General features: G+C 67.9%; 18 protein-coding genes. 7 read left to right on the top strand and 11 right to left on the bottom strand.

Translation table 11 applies throughout. The features are described from left to right. Window positions 1-43: 43 nt before the first annotated feature. Together ABD255_RS10750 and dxs are read right to left on the bottom strand one after the other, a co-directional pair. Window positions 44-1306: a hypothetical protein gene (locus ABD255_RS10750; RefSeq protein WP_344212496.1), complete on the bottom strand. Its 1263-nt coding sequence runs from the start codon at window positions 1304-1306 to the stop codon at window positions 44-46. A 79-nt stretch (window positions 1307-1385) separates the two neighbouring features. Next, the gene (dxs, locus tag ABD255_RS10745; RefSeq protein ID WP_344212494.1) at window positions 1386-3281 is read right to left on the bottom strand and encodes a 1-deoxy-D-xylulose-5-phosphate synthase; all 1896 of its coding nucleotides are present in this window, start codon (window positions 3279-3281) and stop codon (window positions 1386-1388) included. Between the two features lie 155 nt (window positions 3282-3436). Between dxs and ABD255_RS10740 the strand changes: the two genes are divergently transcribed. Then, window positions 3437-3949: a DUF402 domain-containing protein gene (locus ABD255_RS10740; protein WP_344212492.1), complete on the top strand. Its 513-nt coding sequence runs from the start codon at window positions 3437-3439 to the stop codon at window positions 3947-3949. A 3-nt stretch (window positions 3950-3952) separates the two neighbouring features. Here the strand turns inward: ABD255_RS10740 and ABD255_RS10735 are convergent, their stop codons facing one another. Both ABD255_RS10735 and ABD255_RS10730 read right to left on the bottom strand, forming a co-directional pair. Next, on the bottom strand, window positions 3953-4846 hold the full coding sequence (locus ABD255_RS10735; RefSeq protein WP_344212490.1) for a hypothetical protein: 894 nt from the start codon (window positions 4844-4846) through the stop codon (window positions 3953-3955). Continuing rightward, window positions 4839-5645 (bottom strand): NBR1-Ig-like domain-containing protein, encoded by an 807-nt coding sequence (locus ABD255_RS10730; protein ID WP_344212488.1) that lies wholly within the window; start codon window positions 5643-5645, stop codon window positions 4839-4841. Before ABD255_RS10730 ends, ABD255_RS10735 begins: the two co-directional genes overlap by 8 nt. Before the next feature lie 281 nt (window positions 5646-5926). Between ABD255_RS10730 and ABD255_RS10725 the strand changes: the two genes are divergently transcribed. After that, window positions 5927-6430: a toll/interleukin-1 receptor domain-containing protein gene (locus ABD255_RS10725; RefSeq protein WP_344212486.1), complete on the top strand. Its 504-nt coding sequence runs from the start codon at window positions 5927-5929 to the stop codon at window positions 6428-6430. A gap of 53 nt (window positions 6431-6483) precedes the next feature. Here the strand turns inward: ABD255_RS10725 and ABD255_RS10720 are convergent, their stop codons facing one another. The 3 genes from ABD255_RS10720 to ABD255_RS10710 are packed head-to-tail and all read right to left on the bottom strand — an operon-like array spanning window position 6484 to window position 8891. After that, complete coding sequence (locus ABD255_RS10720) at window positions 6484-6615, bottom strand: hypothetical protein (protein WP_344212484.1); 132 nt, start codon at window positions 6613-6615, stop codon at window positions 6484-6486. 5 nt (window positions 6616-6620) lie between these two features. After that, on the bottom strand, window positions 6621-8180 hold the full coding sequence (locus ABD255_RS10715) for a hypothetical protein (RefSeq protein ID WP_344212482.1): 1560 nt from the start codon (window positions 8178-8180) through the stop codon (window positions 6621-6623). 54 nt (window positions 8181-8234) lie between these two features. Beyond that, window positions 8235-8891 (bottom strand): vWA domain-containing protein, encoded by a 657-nt coding sequence (locus tag ABD255_RS10710; protein ID WP_344212480.1) that lies wholly within the window; start codon window positions 8889-8891, stop codon window positions 8235-8237. Window positions 8892-9066: 175 nt separating this feature from the next. On the opposite strand from ABD255_RS10710, the gene ABD255_RS10705 reads away from it, so the two are divergent. After that, window positions 9067-12045, top strand: a complete 2979-nt coding sequence (locus ABD255_RS10705; RefSeq protein WP_344212478.1) for an AfsR/SARP family transcriptional regulator — start codon at window positions 9067-9069, stop codon at window positions 12043-12045. Here ABD255_RS10705 and ABD255_RS10700 read toward each other — a convergent pair. The 3 genes from ABD255_RS10700 to ABD255_RS10690 all read right to left on the bottom strand — a co-directional run bounded on the left by ABD255_RS10700 (window position 12023) and on the right by ABD255_RS10690 (window position 14311). Further along, window positions 12023-13324 carry a helix-turn-helix domain-containing protein gene (locus tag ABD255_RS10700; RefSeq protein WP_344212476.1) on the bottom strand — a complete coding sequence of 434 codons (1302 nt, stop codon included), beginning with the start codon at window positions 13322-13324 and terminating at the stop codon, window positions 12023-12025. The genes ABD255_RS10705 and ABD255_RS10700 overlap by 23 nt on opposite strands. A 110-nt stretch (window positions 13325-13434) precedes the next feature. Further along, window positions 13435-13611 (bottom strand): hypothetical protein, encoded by a 177-nt coding sequence (locus tag ABD255_RS10695; protein WP_344212474.1) that lies wholly within the window; start codon window positions 13609-13611, stop codon window positions 13435-13437. Between the two features lie 121 nt (window positions 13612-13732). Beyond that, window positions 13733-14311, bottom strand: a complete 579-nt coding sequence (locus ABD255_RS10690; RefSeq protein ID WP_344212472.1) for an NUDIX domain-containing protein — start codon at window positions 14309-14311, stop codon at window positions 13733-13735. Window positions 14312-14461: 150 nt separating this feature from the next. On the opposite strand from ABD255_RS10690, the gene ABD255_RS10685 reads away from it, so the two are divergent. The 4 genes from ABD255_RS10685 (at window position 14462) to ABD255_RS10670 (ending at window position 18271) form a co-directional block, all read left to right on the top strand. Further along, on the top strand, window positions 14462-14959 hold the full coding sequence (locus tag ABD255_RS10685) for a hypothetical protein (protein WP_344212470.1): 498 nt from the start codon (window positions 14462-14464) through the stop codon (window positions 14957-14959). After that, window positions 14956-16146, top strand: coding sequence for a hypothetical protein (locus ABD255_RS10680; protein ID WP_344212468.1), 1191 nt, complete (start codon window positions 14956-14958; stop codon window positions 16144-16146). The genes ABD255_RS10685 and ABD255_RS10680 overlap by 4 nt, the downstream gene beginning before the upstream one ends. Next, on the top strand, window positions 16143-17387 hold the full coding sequence (locus ABD255_RS10675) for a hypothetical protein (protein ID WP_344212466.1): 1245 nt from the start codon (window positions 16143-16145) through the stop codon (window positions 17385-17387). Before ABD255_RS10680 ends, ABD255_RS10675 begins: the two co-directional genes overlap by 4 nt. A gap of 218 nt (window positions 17388-17605) precedes the next feature. After that, the gene (locus ABD255_RS10670; protein WP_344212464.1) at window positions 17606-18271 is read left to right on the top strand and encodes a hypothetical protein; all 666 of its coding nucleotides are present in this window, start codon (window positions 17606-17608) and stop codon (window positions 18269-18271) included. Between the two features lie 156 nt (window positions 18272-18427). Here ABD255_RS10670 and rfbB read toward each other — a convergent pair whose 3' ends face one another. Further along, window positions 18428-19423: a dTDP-glucose 4,6-dehydratase gene (gene rfbB, locus ABD255_RS10665; RefSeq protein WP_344212462.1), complete on the bottom strand. Its 996-nt coding sequence runs from the start codon at window positions 19421-19423 to the stop codon at window positions 18428-18430. Between the last annotated feature and the right edge of the window lie 32 nt (window positions 19424-19455).

Genomic DNA, 19455 nt, shown 5'->3' with positions numbered 1-19455 from the left:
CCTGCCGGATCCACCACCGACACGCCGGGTATACAACTTGCCCCTAGTTGGCCGCTGCTGCTTTCAGGGCTTGGAAAAGGTTTATTTCGGTAGTACCCAGGTGTTCCAGCATGATGCGGTTCCGCTCGGCCTGGGTCGAGCCCAGCGCCGCCAGCTCCTGGTAGAGGGTGCCGACCTCGGTCCCGCCGTACTTCGTGAACAGGTAGTCCACGGCCAGCCAGGACATCGGGTACGAGCTGTTCGAGTCCTCGAAGAAGACGGCATCCAGCGGCAGACTCTTCGCCTTCGCGAGGTACTTCGTCCGTACCTCGTCCCGGTACTTGTCGAGGGCAAGGTCCGTCGCCCCGTCCATCGGCAGGAACTCCACGTACGCCGCCGCGCCCTCGACCAGCCACCGCGGCGCGTAGGCCCCGTACGACGCGGTCGCCACGTGGGTGAACTCGTGCGCGAGCGTGCGGGCATCGACCTTCGAACGGTTGCGCGGGTTGATCACCACGTAGGAGTCGGCCCGCTCCCCCATCCCGGACACTTCGCCCGGCAGCGTCCGGTACACCCAGGTCGCCATCGCGAGCGCGTCCTCGGCGTTCTTCGGCAACGTGTAGTCGGCGCCGCGCACCACCTTGTCGTCGAGCGCGATCACCACCCCGGACCCGGTCCACCCACCGGGCCAGCTCTTGCTGACCGCCCGGACCGCGCTGGCGGCCTTCGCGGCCAGGTTGTTCGCGAGCCTTTCCTGCTCTCGCTCGACCACGACCAGCACCCGCGGAGCGCGCTTCACCAGCACCTCGCCGATGTCCCAGGCCTCTTGGTGCGACCCGCGCGGCAGCAGGTGGTCCATGTCGGAGTCCGACACCAGCATCCAGTTGCCGTCGGCCTTCTGGGTGAACGTGTAGCCGAGCATCGTCCGGACGGGCTGCGGATCGATGTCCTGAAGCTGGTACGTCATCGCGACCGCGACCAGGTACGTCGACGGGCCGTACTTGTCGACGAGGCGCTGGTCGAACTGTTCCCTGAGTTGGTCGTAGCGCAGGCTGGCGAATCCGAACTGGCGCAGGTTCGCGAACAGTACTTTCTGCCGCGCGACCAGGGACTTGTTGCCCGCGTCGACGGTGGCGAGGAAATCCGCCCCGCTGCCCGACTGGATCGCCGCGGCCCGCGCCTCGAGCAGTTTGCCGACCGCGCTGGACCGCGCGGCCTCGTCGACTCCGGTGGTGCTGGGTGCTCCGCCGCTGACGACGGGTGACTCCGCTTGGGCTCCGGAGCCGGAGCGATGCAGGGCGAGACCACCGGCGACGGCCCCGGCCACGAGAACCAGCGAGAGCAGCAGCGGCCACCATCGCCGCTGCCGGGAAGCCGCCGCGTGACGGCCCCTCGCCGGCCCCGGGTCAGGCGCCGCCTGGCCTGCGCGTCGCGGTGTCCGGCTCACTGGCGATCGCGTCCCCTTGATGACTGGCGATCATCTCGATCACGTCCCGGGCCAGTCCCTGGCCCGTCAACCCGATCTCCGCCAGGACCGCGTCCCGCTTGGCGTGGTCGAGGAACTCCTGCGGGATGCCGAAGTCCCGGACCGGAGTGCTCACGCCGGCGTCCCGCAGCGCCTGCGCGATGGCCGCGCCACAGCCGCCGACCCGGCCGTTGTCCTCGATGGTGACGACGAACTTGTGCTGGCCGGCCAGGTCGATCAGTGCCGGATCGACCGGCTTCACCCAGCGCGGATCCAGCACGGTGACGCCGAATCCCTGGGCCTGGAGCCGGTGCGCGACGTTCACGGCCGTGGCCGCCATCGACCCGATCCCGACGATGAGGACGTCGGTGCCGGTGCGAACGAGTACGTCGCAGCCGCCGACCCGGTCGATCGCGTCGATGTCGGGGAACACCTCGCCCTTGGCGTACCGCAGTACGGTCGGGGCGTCGTCCACCTCGATCGCCTCGTTCAGCAGTTCCTTGACCCGGGAGCCGTCGCGCGGCGCGGCGAGCCGGAGGCCGGGGACCACCTGCAGCAGCGACATGTCCCACATGCCGTTGTGGCTCGGGCCGTCGTCACCGGTGACGCCGGCGCGGTCGAGCACGAAGGTGACGCCGCACTTGTGCAGCGCGACGTCCAGCAGGAGTTGGTCGAACGCACGGTTCAGGAAGGTCGCGTACAGGCCGACGACGGGGTGCAGGCCGCCCATCGCAAGGCCCGCGGCGCTCGTCACCGCGTGCTGCTCGGCGATGCCGACGTCGAAGATGCGGTCGGGGAACTCCTGCGCGAAGGCGGCCAGGCCGGTCGGGTGCAGCATCGCGGCGGTGATCGCGACCACGTCCGGCCGGCGGTGGCCGATCTCGACCAACTCGTCGGCGAACACGTCGGTCCAGCCGCGCGGCTTGTTCTTCGGCCGGATCTGGTGGAAGTTGTCCTCCTCGTCCTGCTCGGCCGCCGCGTACCCGAAGCCCTTCTGGGTCACCGCGTGCACGATCACCGGGCCGCCGAACGCCTTCGCCTTGGCCAGCGCGTCCTCCATCGCCTCCCGGTCGTGGCCGTCCACCGGGCCGACGTACTTGAGGCCGAGGTCCTCGAACATGCCCTGCGGGGCGAGCATGTCCTTCAGGCCCTTCTTCACCCCGTGCAGCACCTCGTACATCGGCGGGCCGACGTACGGAGTACGGCTGAGGTTCTTCTTCACCAGGTCGAGGATCTTCTCGTACCGCGGGTTGGTGCGGAGGCTGGTCAGGTGAGTGGCGAGGCCGCCGACGGTCGCGGAGTACGAGCGGCCGTTGTCGTTGACGATGATGACGAGCTTGAGGTCCTTGGCCGCGGCGATGTTGTTCAGCGCCTCCCAGGCCATCCCGCCGGTCAGGCCGCCGTCGCCGATCAGCGCGACCACGTGCCGGTCCTCACCCCGGAGGCGGTACGCCTTGGCCAGGCCGTCGGCGTACGAAAGGGAGGTGGAGGCGTGGCTGTTCTCGACGATGTCGTGCTCGGACTCGGCCTGGCTCGGGTACCCCGACAGCCCGCCTTGCTGACGGAGCGTGTCGAACTTCGGCGCCCGGCCGGTCAGCAGCTTGTGGACATAGGTCTGGTGGCCGGTGTCGTAGACCAGCCGGTCGCGGGGCGACTCGAACACTCTGTGCATCGCCAGGGTGATCTCGACCATGCCCAGGTTCGGGCCCAGATGTCCCCCGGTCCTGGACACCGTCTCGACCAGCACGTCACGGATCTCCGAGGCCAGCTCACGCAGCTGGTGGTCGGTCATGCGTTTGAGGTCCTCTGGTCCTCCGACCGTCTCCAGCACGCGCATCGAGCTCCTCCGCGGTTGTCCTCGAATGCTTGAGTCTATGCACGGTCAGCGACGAATCCGAACCTGGCCGGGCCGTCCCGACGAATCTCACACTCCGGGACGCCTCCCCGCAGAGCTTGCTCGCTTGTGATGTCGACCTCACCTAAAGTCATCGCATGGAGCTGGTGAGGACACTGTTCTGCAAGTACGACGGCCGCCCCCACCGCAGGCTCGAGTCGATCAACCTCGGCGAGGACGACCACGGCCTGTGGACCGGCTCCCTCCCCGGCTCCCGCGCCCAACGCGCCGACGGCACCTGGGTCACCATCGACCACCACCGGGTCCGCCTCTTCCCCCACGGCCAATGGTGGAGCGCCCTCTTCAACGACACCCCCCACCCCACCCAGATCTACTGCGACATCACCATGCCCGCAGAATTCGGCGTCAACTCCGTCACCACCATCGATCTCGACCTCGACATCCGCCTCCTCCGAGACGGCACCATCAAGGTGATGGACGAAGACGAGTTCCACACCCACCAGAAGCTCTACAACTACCCACCCCAGGTGGTAGCCACCGCGCAAGCCACCTGCGAGTGGGTGGTAGCCAACATCGCCACCGCCGAACCCTTCACCACCACGTACCAGACGTACCTGGAGAAACTCCGCTCGCTGGCGCCGACCGCCTGACTGTCAGTCCGCGATCTCTGCAGCCGGGAAGCCGGGAGGCAGGTCGAACGTGCTTTCGTACACCTCCGTGCGAGTGTCGACCCACAGAGGGAGCCGGCCCGGCAGACAAGACGACAGATCAGGGAACACCATCACGTAGCTCACCACCGCGAGATTCTGGAACCACTGCGCCCGGCCGGGCACGATCAGTTCGCAGACACCACCCGGGTCGGTGTCGGGCACCGGCAGGATCGCCGGCGTCAACGGCAGGCTCGCGGACACCGGGGTCCCCAGCCGGAAGAGCAGTCGGTCACGCCACGGCACGGTCCCGGTGTTGCGGAGCTTGACCTCGAGAAGGAACAGGTCCGTGCGATCGGCGCAAACCCGGAGCGTGGAGGCGGCACGGCGGATTCCAACGGCATCGCCCTCGACCGGGTGGAACGGGCCGCCTTCCCCTCCGATCTCCAGGCGGCGCCGGAGCAGGTGGAGCACTTCCTCGCTGTCGCCGCCGTAGCGTTCGAACAGTTGCCGGTACGCGCCCGCATATTCGGATGACGTCATCCGGGACAGCACCGTCAGCGGCTGCTCCCACCATCTCCTGTTCGGGACCCGGGCCACCATGCGGCTCCACTGCTTCCACCGCATGGCCGCGGTACGTGCCGGCACCGGCTCGATCAGCGGTTGCCGTACCACGCGCAGTGGCTCCACCTGCTGAGGCGGCACCCCGGACCGAATCAGCGTTTCGGCGATCTCTGCCGCCAACCCCGGTGGGAAGACGGCCGTTCCCTTCTCGATTTTGCTGAGCCGTTGCCTGGTGAGCTTTTCGGTGAGTCCGTACTCGACCAGACGGTCGATGAACTTCTTCAAGGAAGTGGTACCCCGCAGCGTTCGCAGGACCTCCGCCCGGTTGTCAGTCATGATCGGGCCAGTCCTGGTAGGGGTCCGCGATGTCCGCGGGCGGCACGATCACGGTGAAGAGGACGCCCAGAAGGGTCGTCGGGAAGCAGTAGGTGCCGTCCATCCAGCCCATCTTGAAGCAGGCGCGGTACGTGCCCGGTGCCGTGGGAGCCCGCAGTACGCAGCGGACGTCGGCGGTGGATCCGGGGTCGGTGTCGGGAAGTGGGACGCACGGAGAACTGGCCATGCCGACGGACGCACTGCCCACCCGGTACATCAGCCGGTCGCGCCAGCGCACCTGTCCGATGTTGTGGATGACGAACCGCGCGACCAGCATGCTGCCGGGCGCGGCGATCGTCCCTTCCGGCGCCTCGTCCTCCGCCTCGCCGAGAAAGCCCGTCTTGTCGCCAGTCACCGGCGCCCACATCCGCGGTGCTGCTCGGAAGCGGTCCCGCTGCCCCGCCAACTCCGACGCCTGAGTCAGCAACAGGCGCCGCAGGCTGTCGCCCGGCTCCCCGAGATCGCGGGTCAGGTAGGCGTACTCGTCGCCCGGCATCACCTCGATCGGCCGGTCGCGAACCCTGCGCGGCAGGTCTCGCAACTGGTCTTCCTGCAATGCCTCACTCCACGTGTAGACATCGGCCAGGAAGCCGTCAGCACCAAAGGCGACGTCGTATGCTCGAACGAGCCACGCCGGCACCCGGCTCGCGTTCGCCCGGATGCGGTCGACTTCCAGAACCTTGAGCCAGTGCGGGAGCGAGTTGACATCGCGGTTGGAATGTTCACCGCGTTCGAGCTGCAAGAGATACCGCGGAGACACGAGGCGAGGAGTGGAACGCAATCGGACCTTGTCCTCGCGAGGTCCTGGACGAGCATCGGGGTACAGCTCTTTGATGGTGTCGTTGAGGATCTTCGTAGTGTTGGCCGCTTCAACCCCGGAGGCGCCTCGAATCTGGCGCATGGCAGCTGTGAGCTCACGGGCGGCCAACAGGTGAACCGGTGCCGGTTTCCGCAGCCCGGCACGATGCCCGACGCCGCCGAGCAGAGACTTTGTCTTGGTTACGCTCGTGCGCACTGATGGTCCTGTTCCAAGGTTGCGTCATGAACAACGCCACCTCTGCTTCGATCTTCATCAACTACCGGTCCACGGACGAACCCAGCGCCGCGATGTTGCTGGACCACGAGCTCTCGGCCCGCTTCGGCGACGAGAACGTGTTCCTCGACAGCAGGTCGATCGCCGCGGGGGCACCGTTCGACGAGGCTCTGCGCACCGCCGTACGACGGTGCGACGTCCTGCTCGTGGTCATCGGCCGGCGATGGCTCACCTCCACCGATGAGTACGGCCGGCGGCTCATCGACCAGCGCGGCGACTGGGTTCGCACCGAGATCGTCGAGGCCTACCGGGCCGGCGCCCACGTCGTCCCGGTCCTCGTCGGCGACGTGCCGACCCTGTCGAGGGCCGCGCTCCCGCCGAGCATCCGGAGGCTGGCCGGCAACCAGTTCGTCCGGTTGCGCCACCGCGACGGCCGAGCCGACCTGAACCAACTCGTCAGCAAGATCCGAGGGCTGGTGCCCCGGCTCGACGACGACCCGACCGCCGCATGAGCCGCGGGGCCGAAGGCGGGAACGCCACAGCACCGTTCCCGCCTTCGCCTTCATCACTTGCCGCGGTTGACGGCCTTGATCGCGGCCTCGCCCAGCAGGCGCTTCTTCTCCTCCTCCGACCGCTTCCGCTGCCGGAGCAGCTCCGCCGCGTTCGGCGCCTCCTTGTTCTCCGGACCCTTCTCCATGTCGATCACCTCCCTCCTGCGATCGACTTCCCGGCCGGCGCAACCGGCGGCCGGGCGCTATCAGCCGTGTCCCCCACCTCGTCGTTCCCGGTCCAACGGGCCCAGGCGAAGACAGCGAGCAGGAGCACGGTCGACGTGATGGTCACGGGCCCGAGCGTGATGGGGCCGTGGCCAAGAGTTCCGGGCAGACCGACGATCCAGCCGCCCAGCGTGAACATGACGATCACCTGTGGCGTGGCGACCGAGACCGAGTGCAGCCACGAGTCCACGCTGACCCGCAGCGACAGCCCGGCCAGCGACATCCACAGCAGCGTCAGTGCGACCAAGCCGGCCACGATCGCCGCCGCCAATGGGGCGAGGATGACCAGCCCCTCACCGAGCAGGTAGCGCAGGGCGTACTCCGCGCCGACTACTGCGGCAGCGGCACCGATCGCCACCATCAGTGCAGGCAGAACCACGACACGAGCTGTCCTGGCCAGCACCGGCCGGCCCAAACGTGCAGCCTCCGCGAGTACGGCCCCGGTGGCCTTGATCGCGGCGACGAATCTGCGGACACCCATCACCAGCCGCCGATGAACCCAGTTGATCAGCCGGACCACCACGACCTGGACGATGTGGGCCGCGCGCAACAGCAGGTTTGCCACTCCCCGTGCAGCGGCAACGACCGCGGCCGACGCGCGGGTCGCGAACTCGTTGAGGGCCCGCTCCAGTGGAGTTTTCCTCGCCGAACAGGATCCCCGATGGGTTGCGGCCTTCCAGTCAACCTGCCACGGCACCGCGCGCGCCGCAGTGATCGGCAAGACCGACCTGTCCACCCTCGACTGCCCCTGGATGGCTCCCGCGATCGCCGCGATCAGTACCATCCCCGCGAGCGCGGTCACCGTACCCACGAGCAACCAGTTCCGCAGCCAGGCCGGTACCGAGGTGAAGCCGACCGAGGGGTGCGACAAGAGCCAGCCGAGCGCCATGGCCGGAACGACCGCGAACGCTGCCAGGGTCACCGCCGGCGCAGCGGCACCGAGCAACTTCTGACGGGACCAGGCGAACGCGCCGGTGTGAACTACCGCCAGCACAAGGACCAGCCCGGCGAGCACCGCGCGGAGTACCGATTCGGTGGCCGGGCCGAGCAACGGCAGCAGAGCTGCTACGAGACCGGCGACCAGCCACGCGCCCGCTGCGACCTTCCAGGTCAGCGGGTACCGGTAGAGCGGCGCCGCCGCCACAGCCAGCCCGGCGACGACGAACAGCAGGAACAACGGGATCGAGTTCTCCGTCAGCGCCGCGAGCACCACCGCACCACAGGCGGCGGCACGCAACAGATTGACGACGAACCAGCGCGCGCGACCGAGATCGACCTTGCTGAAGGGGATCAGCCGCTCGTGATCCGGGCAGTACAGATCGACCGGCCCGATCTCGGGCTTGGCACATGGCTCCTCGCGGCAGCCCGGCGACGGGATCGGCTCCTCCTCGCCGAGCCGGAGCAGCGTGCGCTCGTAAGGCGGGTATGCGGGTTCGGCTTCGCCGGGGTCGTGCGCGGAGAAGCCCGTGCGGGTGCTGTGGCTCATCACCACACCTCCTGTCGGTGCAGGGAACAAATACCGGACGTGGGCCGCAGGACCTCAGCGTTGCGCTGACGGTTGGACCCCGGATGGATCAGAGTTGGACGGCGACGAACTCGTCCGCGCCGCTGGTTCAGGAGGGATGAGGAGCGAGCAGTACGTCGAGCAGGTGAAGCCGTCGAGGACGGCGGCGTCTCGCCGGTCCGGCGGCGGTGACGGTGTCGCGATGCGGTCCAACGTGGCAGCGTCCGCATCGCCGACGCCGGCCGTGAACAGGTGGGGATGCGTCGGCCGCGCGGGGTCGGTGAGGGCGGCGTGCGCGGGTGGCCAGGTGGCCGGATCGGTCGGCTGCCCGTCGGAGACGAAGAGCACGACGGGCCGGCGGACGGCCGCCGACCCGGCCAGGAGTAGCCCGAGATCCGAGTCGATCGTGTCCAGCAGGAAGCTGAACGCGGTACGGAAGCTGGTGATCGAGGTACCGCGTCTCGCCGCGGAGGGCAGCTTGAAGACACCCAAGGGCCCGAGCGGGAGGAGAACCTGAGCGGAGTCGGAGAAGCCGATCAGCCCGAGCCGGACCACGGCCGATCCGGTCGCCGCGGCGCGGTGGAGACGACCGACGAAACTGGCAACGATCCCAGCGACCGCCTTGTCGTGCTCGGCCATTGACAACGATCCGTCGCAGGCGACGTAGCAGGGCAGTACCGTCTCAGGTGCCATCGGATCTCCTCGTCGCGTGCTCGTCTTTCCCACGACGGTGCACCGCGAGGTTGGACTTACTGTGGATTAACAAGGGATCCGGCCGAAACGCCCGGCCCCTTTTGGCCGATAGGGCAGGAAGAGGGGCGAGCGGCCATCATCGGGGCGGCCGGATCGAGGGGGAGAGTGCAGCGGTATGGAGTTTCGGTTGCTTGGGCCGTTCGAGGCCTGGCACAACGGTTCGAAGGTCGCCCTCGGCGACCGCCAGCAGAGGTTCGTTCTGGTCGTGCTGCTGCTGAACGCGGGGAGACCCGTGTCCACGGAACGGCTGGTCGAGATCGTCTGGCCCAATCAGCGGCCGACGACCAACCTGGTTCCCGGCTACATCAGCAAGATCCGCTCGGTGTTGCGCCAGGGCGGTGACGCCACCATCGAGAACGGCCAGACCGGGTACGTGCTCCACCTCGGCTCGGACACTCTCGACATCGAGCGATTCAGCGAACTCAAGGAGGCGGCCGCCTCGGCCCAGCGTGCCGGTGACCACGAGCGGGCATCGGACCTGCTGGAGGAGGCGATCGACCGGTGGCGCGGTGACTTCCTCGAGGATCTCGACATCGACCGCGTCGGCGGGCCGGACGTGGTGCCTCCCGACGAGTCGCTGATCGACGTCGTCAGCGACCTGGCCGAGCTGAAGCTTGCTGACGGCAACCATCGGTGGGTCCGCGACAAGGTGCGCCCGCTGTTGCGCAAACACCCGGAGAACAACCACCTGGCGGGCCTGCTGATGCGGGCACTGATCGCCGACGGCGACCGGGTCGGCGCCATCCAGGTCTACCACGACGCGGTCGACGAGCTGGGCCGGTTCGGCATGAATCCGCCGGCCGCTCTGCGCGAGCTGGCGCGGCTGGCGCACCACGAAGGCATGAAGAACACACTGCCGCCGCGTGCGAAACCGTTCACCGACCGCACCGAACCACTGCGCGCGGTCGCCAGTCTGGCCGCACAGAGCGCGGCCCGGCTGGTCTGGGTGAGCGGACCGCCCGGTGTCGGGAAGACGACGTTCGCCGTGGAGGCGGCACACTCGATGGCCGGGCGGTTCGCCGACGGCCTGTTCTTCGTTCCGCTCAACGGCTTCACCCTCAACGTCGAACCTGTCACGCCTGCCGACGCGCTGGCCGTCCTGCTCCGGGACCTCGGTGTACCGGCCGAACGCATCCCGAAGGCCACGAGTGAGCGGGCCGCGCTCTACCAACAGCGCCTCGCGGGCACCCGCACGCTCGTAGTGTTGGACAACGCCGCCTCGGACGAGCACGTGCGACAACTGCTGCCGGACGCGCCGGACTGCTTCGCCGTCGTGACCAGCCGCCGGGTCAGCGATCTCCTCGACGGCGGCACCCAGATCCGGCTGGCCCCTTTCTCCGCGGGTGACGGCGCCGCGCAGTTCCGTACCCTCGTCGACTCGCGCCGCCTCGACCATGCGACTCCGGAGATCGAACGGATCGTGACCGGCTGCGGCGGGCTGCCGCTGAACATCCGGCTGGCCGCGGCGCAGTTCAGCAGGCATCCGACCTGGCCGATCTCGCATCTGGCCACGCTGCTGGAGGAGAAGGTGCCCTGGCGCGCGGATGCCGATTCCGCCGACGTGTCGGCGATCCTCGTCTCCTACCGGCATCTCGACGACGACCAGCAGGCGATGTTCCGGCTCTGTGGTCTCGCCCCCGGCGCCGACCTGGATGTGCGAGCCGCCGCGGCGCTCGCCGACTGCACGGTGGCGCGGGCCCGGGTCCTGCTGGACGGTCTGCACTCGGTCGGCATGCTGGAGGAGCAGGCACCGGAGCGCTACTACCTGCTCGACCCCCTCAAGGAGTTCGCCCGCTCCGTGCCTCCACCGGCTGAGCAGCCGGCTGACCTCAGCGGCGCCGCGCTGGATCGCCTGCTCGACTTCTTCCTCGTCACCACGCACGCCGCGATCGCCACTGCGTACCCCTTTGCCAGCGACCAATTGCCCGTCGTCGTCCGGAGCAGTGAGCTGGAGAGGAAGTTCGACGACCGGGATGCCGCACTCGGCTGGCTCGCGGCCGAGCGGGCCAATCTGGTCACGATCATCGGCTATGCCGCGGCGCACGACAGACCTGAACACACGTGGCAGCTCGCAGTACTGCTGTGGCGGTTCCTCTACACGACGGGCAGACTTCAGGACTGGCTGGAGACGCTCTCGATCGCCCGAGACATCACCGCTCGTCGTCCGGATTCACGCGGCTTCGCGCAGGTTCTGTTGCGACTGTCCGCCGCGTACTGGCAGACCGGGCACCTGAACGAGGCTTTGGAGGTCGCCGCGCAGGCGCTGCCGAAGTGGGTCGCCCTCGGCGACGACCTCGGCCAGGCCGACACCCTGTGCGCGATCGCGGCAGTCAGCGCCGACCTCGGCGACCCGGACGAGGCCATCGCGCATCTCCAGGCCGCGCTCGACAAGTACGTGGAGATCGGCGACCGGCGCGGTCAAGCGAACGCCCTCAGTCTGCTCGGCCATCAGAACTATCAACAGGCCGAGTACGCGCTCGCCGCGGAGCAGCAGCAGGCGGCGGCCGACCTGTTGGAAGTCATCGGCAACTACCAGGGCCTCGCGCACGCCTTGGACAACCTGGGCTCGGCCCAGCAACACTTGGGCGAACTCGACGACGCTATGGAGAACCACCAGCGGGCCTACTCGCTGGCCGATGAGCTCGGCGACCTCGCGGTAGCCGCGTACGCCGTCGGCAACATGGGCAATGTCCATCGCCGGCAGGGGCGGTTGCACGCCGCCATGGAGTCCCACCAACGGGCTTTGAAGCTCGCTGAACCGCTGGGCGACCCCAATCTGACCACCTTGCTACGACTCGATCAGGGCGACACGTGTCTGGCCAGGCGCGACTTCACCGGCGCGGTGCGTTCCTGGCGGGCTGCCGAGGATCTTGCCGGCGAGACCGGCGACGTCGGGAAGCTGGCGCTGGCTCAGCTCGGCCTCGCGCGGACGATGCACGAGCAGGGCAGGCACGAGGACGCGACAGCACACTGGGGTCGGGCGGAGTCCGCTTTCGCCGAGGCGCGGATGCCGCAACTGAGTGCCGTTCGGAAGGAGCGAGAGCAGCTCACCTGCTCGTGCCGTCCTCCCTCTACTCCCCCGCTTGCGTACTGAGAGCACGAAGCAGCAGCGGTTGCGTCTCGCGCACCGCCTGATGAGTGGGCCAGCGGTTCAAAGTTCGGATCAGATAGCGCAGATCGGCCCGGATCGTCGCCGAGTCCACCCGCACCGCGTCGTCCAGTGCGGCCCGGATGACGAGGCAGGCTTGGGTTACGTCGCCCGACTGCCCGTACGCCAGCGCCTGCCGTACGCCGAAGCGCGCGCGAGCCCGGCGGGCGAACGGCGGGATCGACGCCAATGGCAGGTCGAGCATCGCCGCGGCCTCCCCGGGCCGGCCCAGATCGAACAAGGACCAGCCCAGCGCGAGGCGCAGTTCGTCGGAACCCGTCGACGAACCAAGGATCGGCGCGGACGACGGTGGTTCGGCAGCGGCTAGCGCGAACAGTTTGGCGGCCCGATCCAGCGCGCGCCGGCAGGCGTCGAGATCCCCGGCGAGAGCATGTCCTTGTGCCTCGCAGCGAGCAGCCAGGCCAAGGACGCGGGGGGCGGTTCGGGGATCGAGTTGGGCGCGGACGGCCAGCTCGATCGTGCTGATCGCGTCGTGCCGATAGAGGGCGACCTCGGCCCGTCGTACCAGCGCATAGCTCACGATCTGCGGGTCGAGGCTTTCCGCGCCCAACCGGACGGCCTGGTCTGTCCACCAGCCGGCAGCCCGGTCGTCGCCCGCCTCCTGGCTCATCCAACCGGCGTACTCGGCGACCCGGGAGGCCAGCATCAGAAGCTCCGTACGAACCGGCCCGGACGCCGTGGCGGCGAGGCTGCGCAGTGAATGAAGATGGGCGATGACAGGCCCGAGCACGAGCGCCGGGCTCACTGTCATGCCGAGGACACGGTACTGGTCGAAGGTCGCGCGCAGGGCAGCGATCACGTGGTCGTCGGCGTTCTGCCCAGAGCCTGCCATCGCGGTGAAGCCGGCCAGTCCTGAAGTGGGCGGTCGGTCACCTTGACCGAACCGCAAGCCTCCACTCGCCGTCAGGTCCAGCAACCAGGTCTCCCCCACTGCCTCGACGTCTCCGGCCGTATCCTCGACGGCGGCCGGCACATCCTGGACAACCAGCGCGGCCAACCCACCACCGGTGCCGAGCGCGGCGTCGCACAGCTTCGCGAGCACGAGGCTGGGCGGTTTGTGGTCGTTCTCGATCTTGCTCAGATAGCTCTTGTGGTAGTTGACGCGTCGCGCCAACTCGCCCATCGAGAGGCCGGCTGCTACCCGGTAAGCGCGCAGTCGCGCGCCGAACGATTCCGGCACGGACACCTCCAGCAGGCGCGGCATGACCCGGTGATCGAGTAGACCACCGGCCTGGACGGATCGCAACAGGCGACAAGGACGGGGTTCCGGGTGGATCTTCCACCCGGAACCCCGTCCTCGCGACCGGTGAGTGCTCAGCCGACCCAGCCGTGGCTGTCGGTGGTCGGCGGGGGCGGCGGGGGCGGAACCTGACCGGATCCGCCGTCGTCGGCGACGACGACCGACCCGCTCGCGGCAGCACCGATTCCGACGACCACGGCGACGACAGCCGCGGCGAAGGTACTCCGAACCATGGCACGCAATGCGATCATGACAATCCTCCAAATATCTTTCGATGCATTTCGCGAACCTTGTTTCGCGAATACTTGGAGTCTGTGAGCCGCAGTCGGTGCCGCACTAGATATTGACCGTTTCCCAGCCGACGGGAAACAGTCAACAGTGATTGTCGAGAATTCCGCTCACCTGGACCGCCAGGACCGCGAACGCGCTGCCGGCGTGGGGCATCTCACCGCGGACGACCAGCGCCAGCACCTGATCGAACGGGAGCCAGTGCAACTGGAGATCCGCCTCACCTGGCCGCAGGTCGGGTGCACCGCGAACCAGGCCGGTGGCCAGGAAAGTGTGCTCCCGGTGGTTCGTGAAGGAGTCGGCGCCGTTGACCACCCCCAACGGCCGCAGCCTCGCCGCCTTGATTCCCGTCTCCTCCTGCAACTCCCGCCGCGCCGCCGCCTCGGGGTCGACGTCGGACGCCTCGATCCGCCCGGTCGGCAGTCGCCACTGCGTCTCCGCGTGCGGGTAGATCCACTGCCGGGTGACCGCCGCCCGACCGTCCTCGCCGACCGCCAGCACGGTCGCCGAGCCGGGGACGACGACATGGTCGTACCGGCCGCGCGAACCCTCCGGCAGCACGGTCTCGTCGCAACGCAGTTCGAGCCACGACGATTGATAAATGATTTCCGTGGACAATTTCACCCAGCTTGCCTGTGCGAACTTCGCGTCAATGTTTTTCATGCCGCCGAGTGAACCACGGAATACCCCCGTGATTGCAGCACCGAAACATCGATGATCAATCCACGATCGGTCCAACACCGCTCGCGACGATGGTGCCCTTACCAGTCGCTGCCGCTCGCCGGCACCGACGGAGACCAGAGAGGAACGCAGATGGAATACATCGTCGGCATCGCCGTCGTCGCCGCCGTGGTCGGCGGCGTGCTGTGGAATCACCGCACCAAGGCGGCGGCCTTCGCGGGGGTCGGCTTCGAGGTACCGCTTCCCCCCGGCCAGGTGGTAGCCGTCATCAGCGCCGTCTACTGCCAGGGAGCGAAGGCGGCGGTGCGCAACACTTTCTCCGGCGTCTCCGTTCGCCGGGAGGGTCCGGCCGAGTTCGTCTTCGAGACGAGGCTCGGAGACACCGGCGAGATCAGGATCACCGCAGCCGACGAGGCCGGTAGCACGGTGGAGGCCGAGGCGACCTCGCTCTACATCGGAGGGGTACTGCTCTTCGAGAGTGGATCACCGATCTGGCAACTGTCGAAGAATCTGACCCATCTCATCTACCGGATGCTCGGACTCGCGCCGTACGCCGCCAGGATGAAGCGGTTCCAGTACGCGCTGGAGCGGAAGGTCACCCACCAGATCCATCGGCAGATCCAGGCATGAACATCCGCGAGCCCGGACAACACGGGCCTCTCACCAGACTGGTCGCCGCCACGGCGACCTTGTCGGCGTTCCTCTTCCTGCCCGGCTGTGGCGAAGACCTGCCGGAGCGGAACGTCGCCGTGATCGTCGGCCCGCATGTCGGCGCACCCGGCTTGCTCGACGGCAGCGGCAAGGCGATCCCTGCTTTGACCTCGGCACTCGACGACGTCCTGCGTGGTCCCGGAGCATTGACCGTGATCGCGAACGACGGACGTCCGCGTGCGGTGCGGACGATCGATCTCAAGTACGACAACCGCTCGCCTCAGCTCCTCAAGGACAGCTACAACCTCAACAAGCGTCATCTGGAAGACGCGCTGCAGGCCTCCGGTCCCGTGGCTGCACAAGCCGATCCGGCTGCCGCGCTCAAGCTGGCCGGCGACACCGTCCGCGGCAAAGAGAACCCCGAGGTGCTGGCCTTCGACAACGGGCTGTCCACGACCGGGACGGTTCTGATGCAGCTCGGAGTGATCGACGTCGGGACCGACGTGGTGGATCTCGCGAGGCAGAGCAAGGGAATCCTGCTCGGGTCCTTCAAAGACATCCCCGTCCGTTGGCACGGCCTCTGCTCCATGGAACAACCCCAACCCGCCTGTAGCGCCGGAGTACAGGAGCAGCTGAAGAAGTACTACGAACAGCTCGTCCAGGACGCGGGTGGCACTGTCGCTTTCGACGACGCGCCACTCGCGGGCGGAGTATCGCCGACGGGGAGCAGGCCTCCCGTCGACATCGTCAACTGGCGCGTACATCGCCTGGTCGCCAATGGACCGTCTCCATCACCGGCACCAAGCCCCCCGGTCCTCGTGAAGGTGCTCACCGAGGACTCGGTCCGCTTTCTTCCCAACTCCGACGAATACGCGGAGCGGGACCGCGCCGAGAAGGCGATCGCCGCGCTGGCCGCCCGCTTGCAGGCGGCCGGCTACCCGACAATTCACGTGATGGGCTGCACAGCCAAGGACCCTGGATCGACCGAAACCCAGATGGCCGGCCGCGCCCGCAGCCGGGCCGGCACGATCGTTCGCGACCTCCAGGCACACAAGGTGCGGGCGAAGTTCGTCCCGGATGGTCTGGGTTGGCGATGCCCTGGGTATCGCGAGGGTGACCACGAGGCCAACCGCCGCGTCATCGTCTCGTCGGAGCCGGTCCGATGAGTATCCCGATCCGGACGCTGGACGTTGCCCGCGGCCCTGAGGTGGACGAGCCCGGTCCGCACTCGCGAGCCCTCGACGGTGAGCACCACCTAGGCCTTCAGGATGCTCGGTGCCACGACCAGGACTCGATCGATCCGTCACAGCCACTACGAAGAGAGCTCACGCTTGCCTTCGGCGCCATGATCCATCTGGAGGGCTTTCTCAGCACCCTGCTGGGCGCGGTGATGATCCAGTACGAGATCTGCAAGGACTCGCGTGCTGTCCACGCCGGAGCAGTCGAGCAGCTCCAGCAAGCCAGGGTTGCCTCGACGGAGGCGCATGAGGAGCTTCAGAAGGCTTTGACACATCTCCCGTCGGGCAGACCGGACCTGTTCGCCGACGCGCAGGAAGAGGCCGCTCCAGCGCGGCGGTCGCTGGGCACGTTCGTTCGCAGCTGGCTAGCCATGACGGTGTTCGCGATCCTCGAGATCGTCACCAACTATCTGGCGATGCAGTACTTGCGCGATGCACTGTGGGCGACCTGGGTCCTGGCCGGTGCCACCACGGCGGCAATCCTCGGAGGCTGCTACTACATCGCTCAGTCGCGCAGCCGGCTGAGGACGTCGACCCTCGGGGTCTGTGTCGCGGCAGTCGTCATCGGCAGTGGTGTGATGCGTTACCGGTACACCGTGGATGCCGTCGAGGAGGGTCTGGTCGACGGGGGCCTGTCTGCGGTGACGAAGCTGGCGATCCTAGCCTTCGCGATCGGCCTGCCCGCTGCCTTCGGCCTGATCACCATCGCCAAGACGCGGCCCGAGCCGGGCGCGGCCGAGGCGATGGCGGAACAAGCTGCGGAACAGCGGCTGGTCGGTGGGGTCCGGAAGCTCCACGACACCTCAGAACGTCGCAAGGCAGAGCTGCGCACAGCGGTCGAAGCGGAGTCCGCGGCAACTGACGCGTTGCGGAACAGCGAGACTGTCCTGCGCTCGCTCTGCGACCAGACCGACGCGTCCATCATGGCCGAGTACGGTCGCCGGGTCGAACGGCTCGACGCCTACTTCCGCGGACTGACGCTCGCCGCGGGCGACCCGGCCATGACGACGAGACTCGACCGGCGGTTCGCAAGCGCTGTCGAGTCTCTGGCCGAGCAACTGGGGTACGCCGTACAGGAGGCACGCAAGCAGATCTCGTCGGTCCGCGCCGAACTGCTCACCTTCCCGGCCGGCGAGGCGCCGGCGCAGGCACGGACGGCAGAACCGTGATCCGGCAGGTCTTGAGATGGTTCTGGCTGCGCCGACGGTCCTCGCTGTCCGCGCCGGCGCAGTCCGCGATCCGCTGCTCGTCCTGCGAGGGCGAGGTGGACACCTGTCCGGCCTGCGAGGGTGACTGGCGGGCCGGTCCCTGCCGCAGATGCGCCATTGGATTGCTCTGTGACACCTGCGGCATTCATCACTGGATCAGTTGAGGAGGTACGACGACGATGTTGATCCCCAGCTCGACCCGCTCCATCCTGCTTCCGCAGGCACCGCCGTTCGCCCGCCGTCGCGGATTTCGCTGCACGATCGCGAACCTGGTGGCGCAGATCCGCGGCGCTCGGGACCTGAACCAGCCGTTCGGCGAGGACGGTCTCCAGCCCGCGGTCGCTGCGTGGCACCGCCAGGCGGACCAGGTCGCCGCCCAGATCGACGACGCGCTCTGCTCGCGCCTGGAGGAACTCGACCGGCGTTCCGCCGAGCTTCTCGGCCTGGCGAACCACCGCGCGGCAAGCATCGCCGAACTCGGCGCCACCCTCGAGCACGCGACCGCCACCGCCATCGACGAACGAAGCGTGGCGGCCAGCGACAACCGGAGAATGATGCGTGCGACCCGCGCCACCATCGAGACCGAGCGCACCACCCTGGCCACCGCGGCCAAGGAGCTTCGTCAACTCGCAGAGACCAGACAGCGTCTCCGTGAGGCTGCCCGCGACATCGCCGACTCCTGGTCCAGCCGCTGCGACGAACTCGCTGCCTTCCACCGCCGCGGCTTCCACTTCCGCGCCGCCCGAGCGAAGGTCAACTCCACCCCCGCCGCTCCCCAGCTACCAAGTCACCGCCACCGCTACGACTGGATAGACCCAACACCCCCGACCACCGACCCTGGCTAGATTTCCTCCAATTCCTCACCACTGATTCGGCCGAACATCTCCGGGCACGTAGGCAGCTTCTGCAGTGTGGCAGTCCGCTGGGCGACCGTGCGCTGGCGCCCTCTGCTGCGCGGGTCTAGCTTGAGCGGCTTTGCTCCGAACTTTTGCAGATCGCGATCAGCGGCCGAGGAGTTTGTAGGTGGCTTCGGTTTCGGACTTTTGGGGTTTCCACCAGGTGGGGTTTGAGCGGTACCAGTCGATGGTGGATCTCAGGCCGGTGGTGAAGTCGTGCTTGGGGATCCAGCCCAGTTCGGTGCGGAGTTTGGTGGAGTTGTTGGAGTAGCGGAGGTCGTGGCCGGGGCGGTCTGGGACTTGGTCGTAGTCGGTGGAGGGGCGGTTCATCAGGGTGAGGATTTGTTCGATGATTTGTTTGTTGGAGAGTTCTTCGCCGGAGCCGATGAGGTAGGTCTCGCCGATTCGGCCGTTGGCGAGGATGCGGTGGACGGCGTCGTTGTGGTCCTGGACGTGGGTCCACTCGCGGATGTTGGCGCCGGTGCCGTAGAGCTTGGGGCTGTCGCCGAGGAGGATGTTGGTGATCTGGCGGGGGATCAGCTTTTCGACGTGTTGGTATGGGCCGTAGTTGTTGGCGCAGTTGGAGAGGGTGGCGGCGACGCCGTACGAGCGGACCCAGGCGCGGACCAGGAGGTCCGAGCCGGCCTTGCTGGCGGAGTACGGGCTGGAGGGGTCGTACGCCGTACTCTCGGTGAACTGCTCGTCCGAGTCCAGCGGGAGGTCGCCGAAGACCTCGTCGGTGGAGATGTGGTGGAAGCGTTTGTCGTAGCGGCGGACCGCCTCGAGCAGGGTGAAGGTGCCGAGGATGTTGGTTCTGATGAACGGCGACGGGTCGTTCAGCGAGTTGTCCACGTGGGACTCGGCGGCGAAGTGGACGACGACGTCGGTGTCGCGGACCAGGCCGTCGACCAGTTCGGCGTCGCAGATGTCGCCGCGGACGAAGGCGATCCGGTCCGACACCGGGTCGAGGTTGCGCTGGTTGCCCGCGTAGGTCAGGGCGTCGAGCACGGTGATCTCGGCGTCGGGGTCGCGCCGCAGCGTGTCGTGCACGAAGTTGGAGCCGATGAAGCCGGCCCCGCCGGTGACCAGCATCCGCCGCATGACGTCAGGATATCCAGCGGCGACGTGACCGG

It is taken from the genome of Kribbella sancticallisti (assembly GCF_039530625.1).
GTDB lineage: Bacteria > Actinomycetota > Actinomycetes > Propionibacteriales > Kribbellaceae > Kribbella > Kribbella sancticallisti.
This window is presented reverse-complemented; position numbering and strand designations above follow the sequence as displayed.

Bases quoted from the DNA above. Each gene is read 5' to 3' on its own strand.
- ABD255_RS10695 (WP_344212474.1), bottom strand. From the start codon at position 13,611: ATGATCGCATTGCGTGCCATGGTTCGGAGTACCTTCGCCGCGGCTGTC.
- ABD255_RS10715 (WP_344212482.1), bottom strand. From the start codon at position 8,180: ATGAGCCACAGCACCCGCACGGGCTTCTCCGCGCACGACCCCGGCGAA.
- ABD255_RS10740 (WP_344212492.1), top strand. From the start codon at position 3,437: ATGGAGCTGGTGAGGACACTGTTCTGCAAGTACGACGGCCGCCCCCAC.
- ABD255_RS10685 (WP_344212470.1), top strand. From the start codon at position 14,462: ATGGAATACATCGTCGGCATCGCCGTCGTCGCCGCCGTGGTCGGCGGC.
- ABD255_RS10720 (WP_344212484.1), bottom strand. From the start codon at position 6,615: ATGGAGAAGGGTCCGGAGAACAAGGAGGCGCCGAACGCGGCGGAGCTG.
- ABD255_RS10710 (WP_344212480.1), bottom strand. From the start codon at position 8,891: ATGGCACCTGAGACGGTACTGCCCTGCTACGTCGCCTGCGACGGATCG.
- ABD255_RS10690 (WP_344212472.1), bottom strand. From the start codon at position 14,311: ATGAAAAACATTGACGCGAAGTTCGCACAGGCAAGCTGGGTGAAATTG.
- rfbB (WP_344212462.1), bottom strand. From the start codon at position 19,423: ATGCGGCGGATGCTGGTCACCGGCGGGGCCGGCTTCATCGGCTCCAAC.
- ABD255_RS10700 (WP_344212476.1), bottom strand. From the start codon at position 13,324: ATGCCGCGCCTGCTGGAGGTGTCCGTGCCGGAATCGTTCGGCGCGCGA.
- dxs (WP_344212494.1), bottom strand. From the start codon at position 3,281: ATGCGCGTGCTGGAGACGGTCGGAGGACCAGAGGACCTCAAACGCATG.
- ABD255_RS10725 (WP_344212486.1), top strand. From the start codon at position 5,927: ATGAACAACGCCACCTCTGCTTCGATCTTCATCAACTACCGGTCCACG.
- ABD255_RS10680 (WP_344212468.1), top strand. From the start codon at position 14,956: ATGAACATCCGCGAGCCCGGACAACACGGGCCTCTCACCAGACTGGTC.
- ABD255_RS10735 (WP_344212490.1), bottom strand. From the start codon at position 4,846: ATGACTGACAACCGGGCGGAGGTCCTGCGAACGCTGCGGGGTACCACT.
- ABD255_RS10705 (WP_344212478.1), top strand. From the start codon at position 9,067: ATGGAGTTTCGGTTGCTTGGGCCGTTCGAGGCCTGGCACAACGGTTCG.
- ABD255_RS10670 (WP_344212464.1), top strand. From the start codon at position 17,606: ATGTTGATCCCCAGCTCGACCCGCTCCATCCTGCTTCCGCAGGCACCG.
- ABD255_RS10675 (WP_344212466.1), top strand. From the start codon at position 16,143: ATGAGTATCCCGATCCGGACGCTGGACGTTGCCCGCGGCCCTGAGGTG.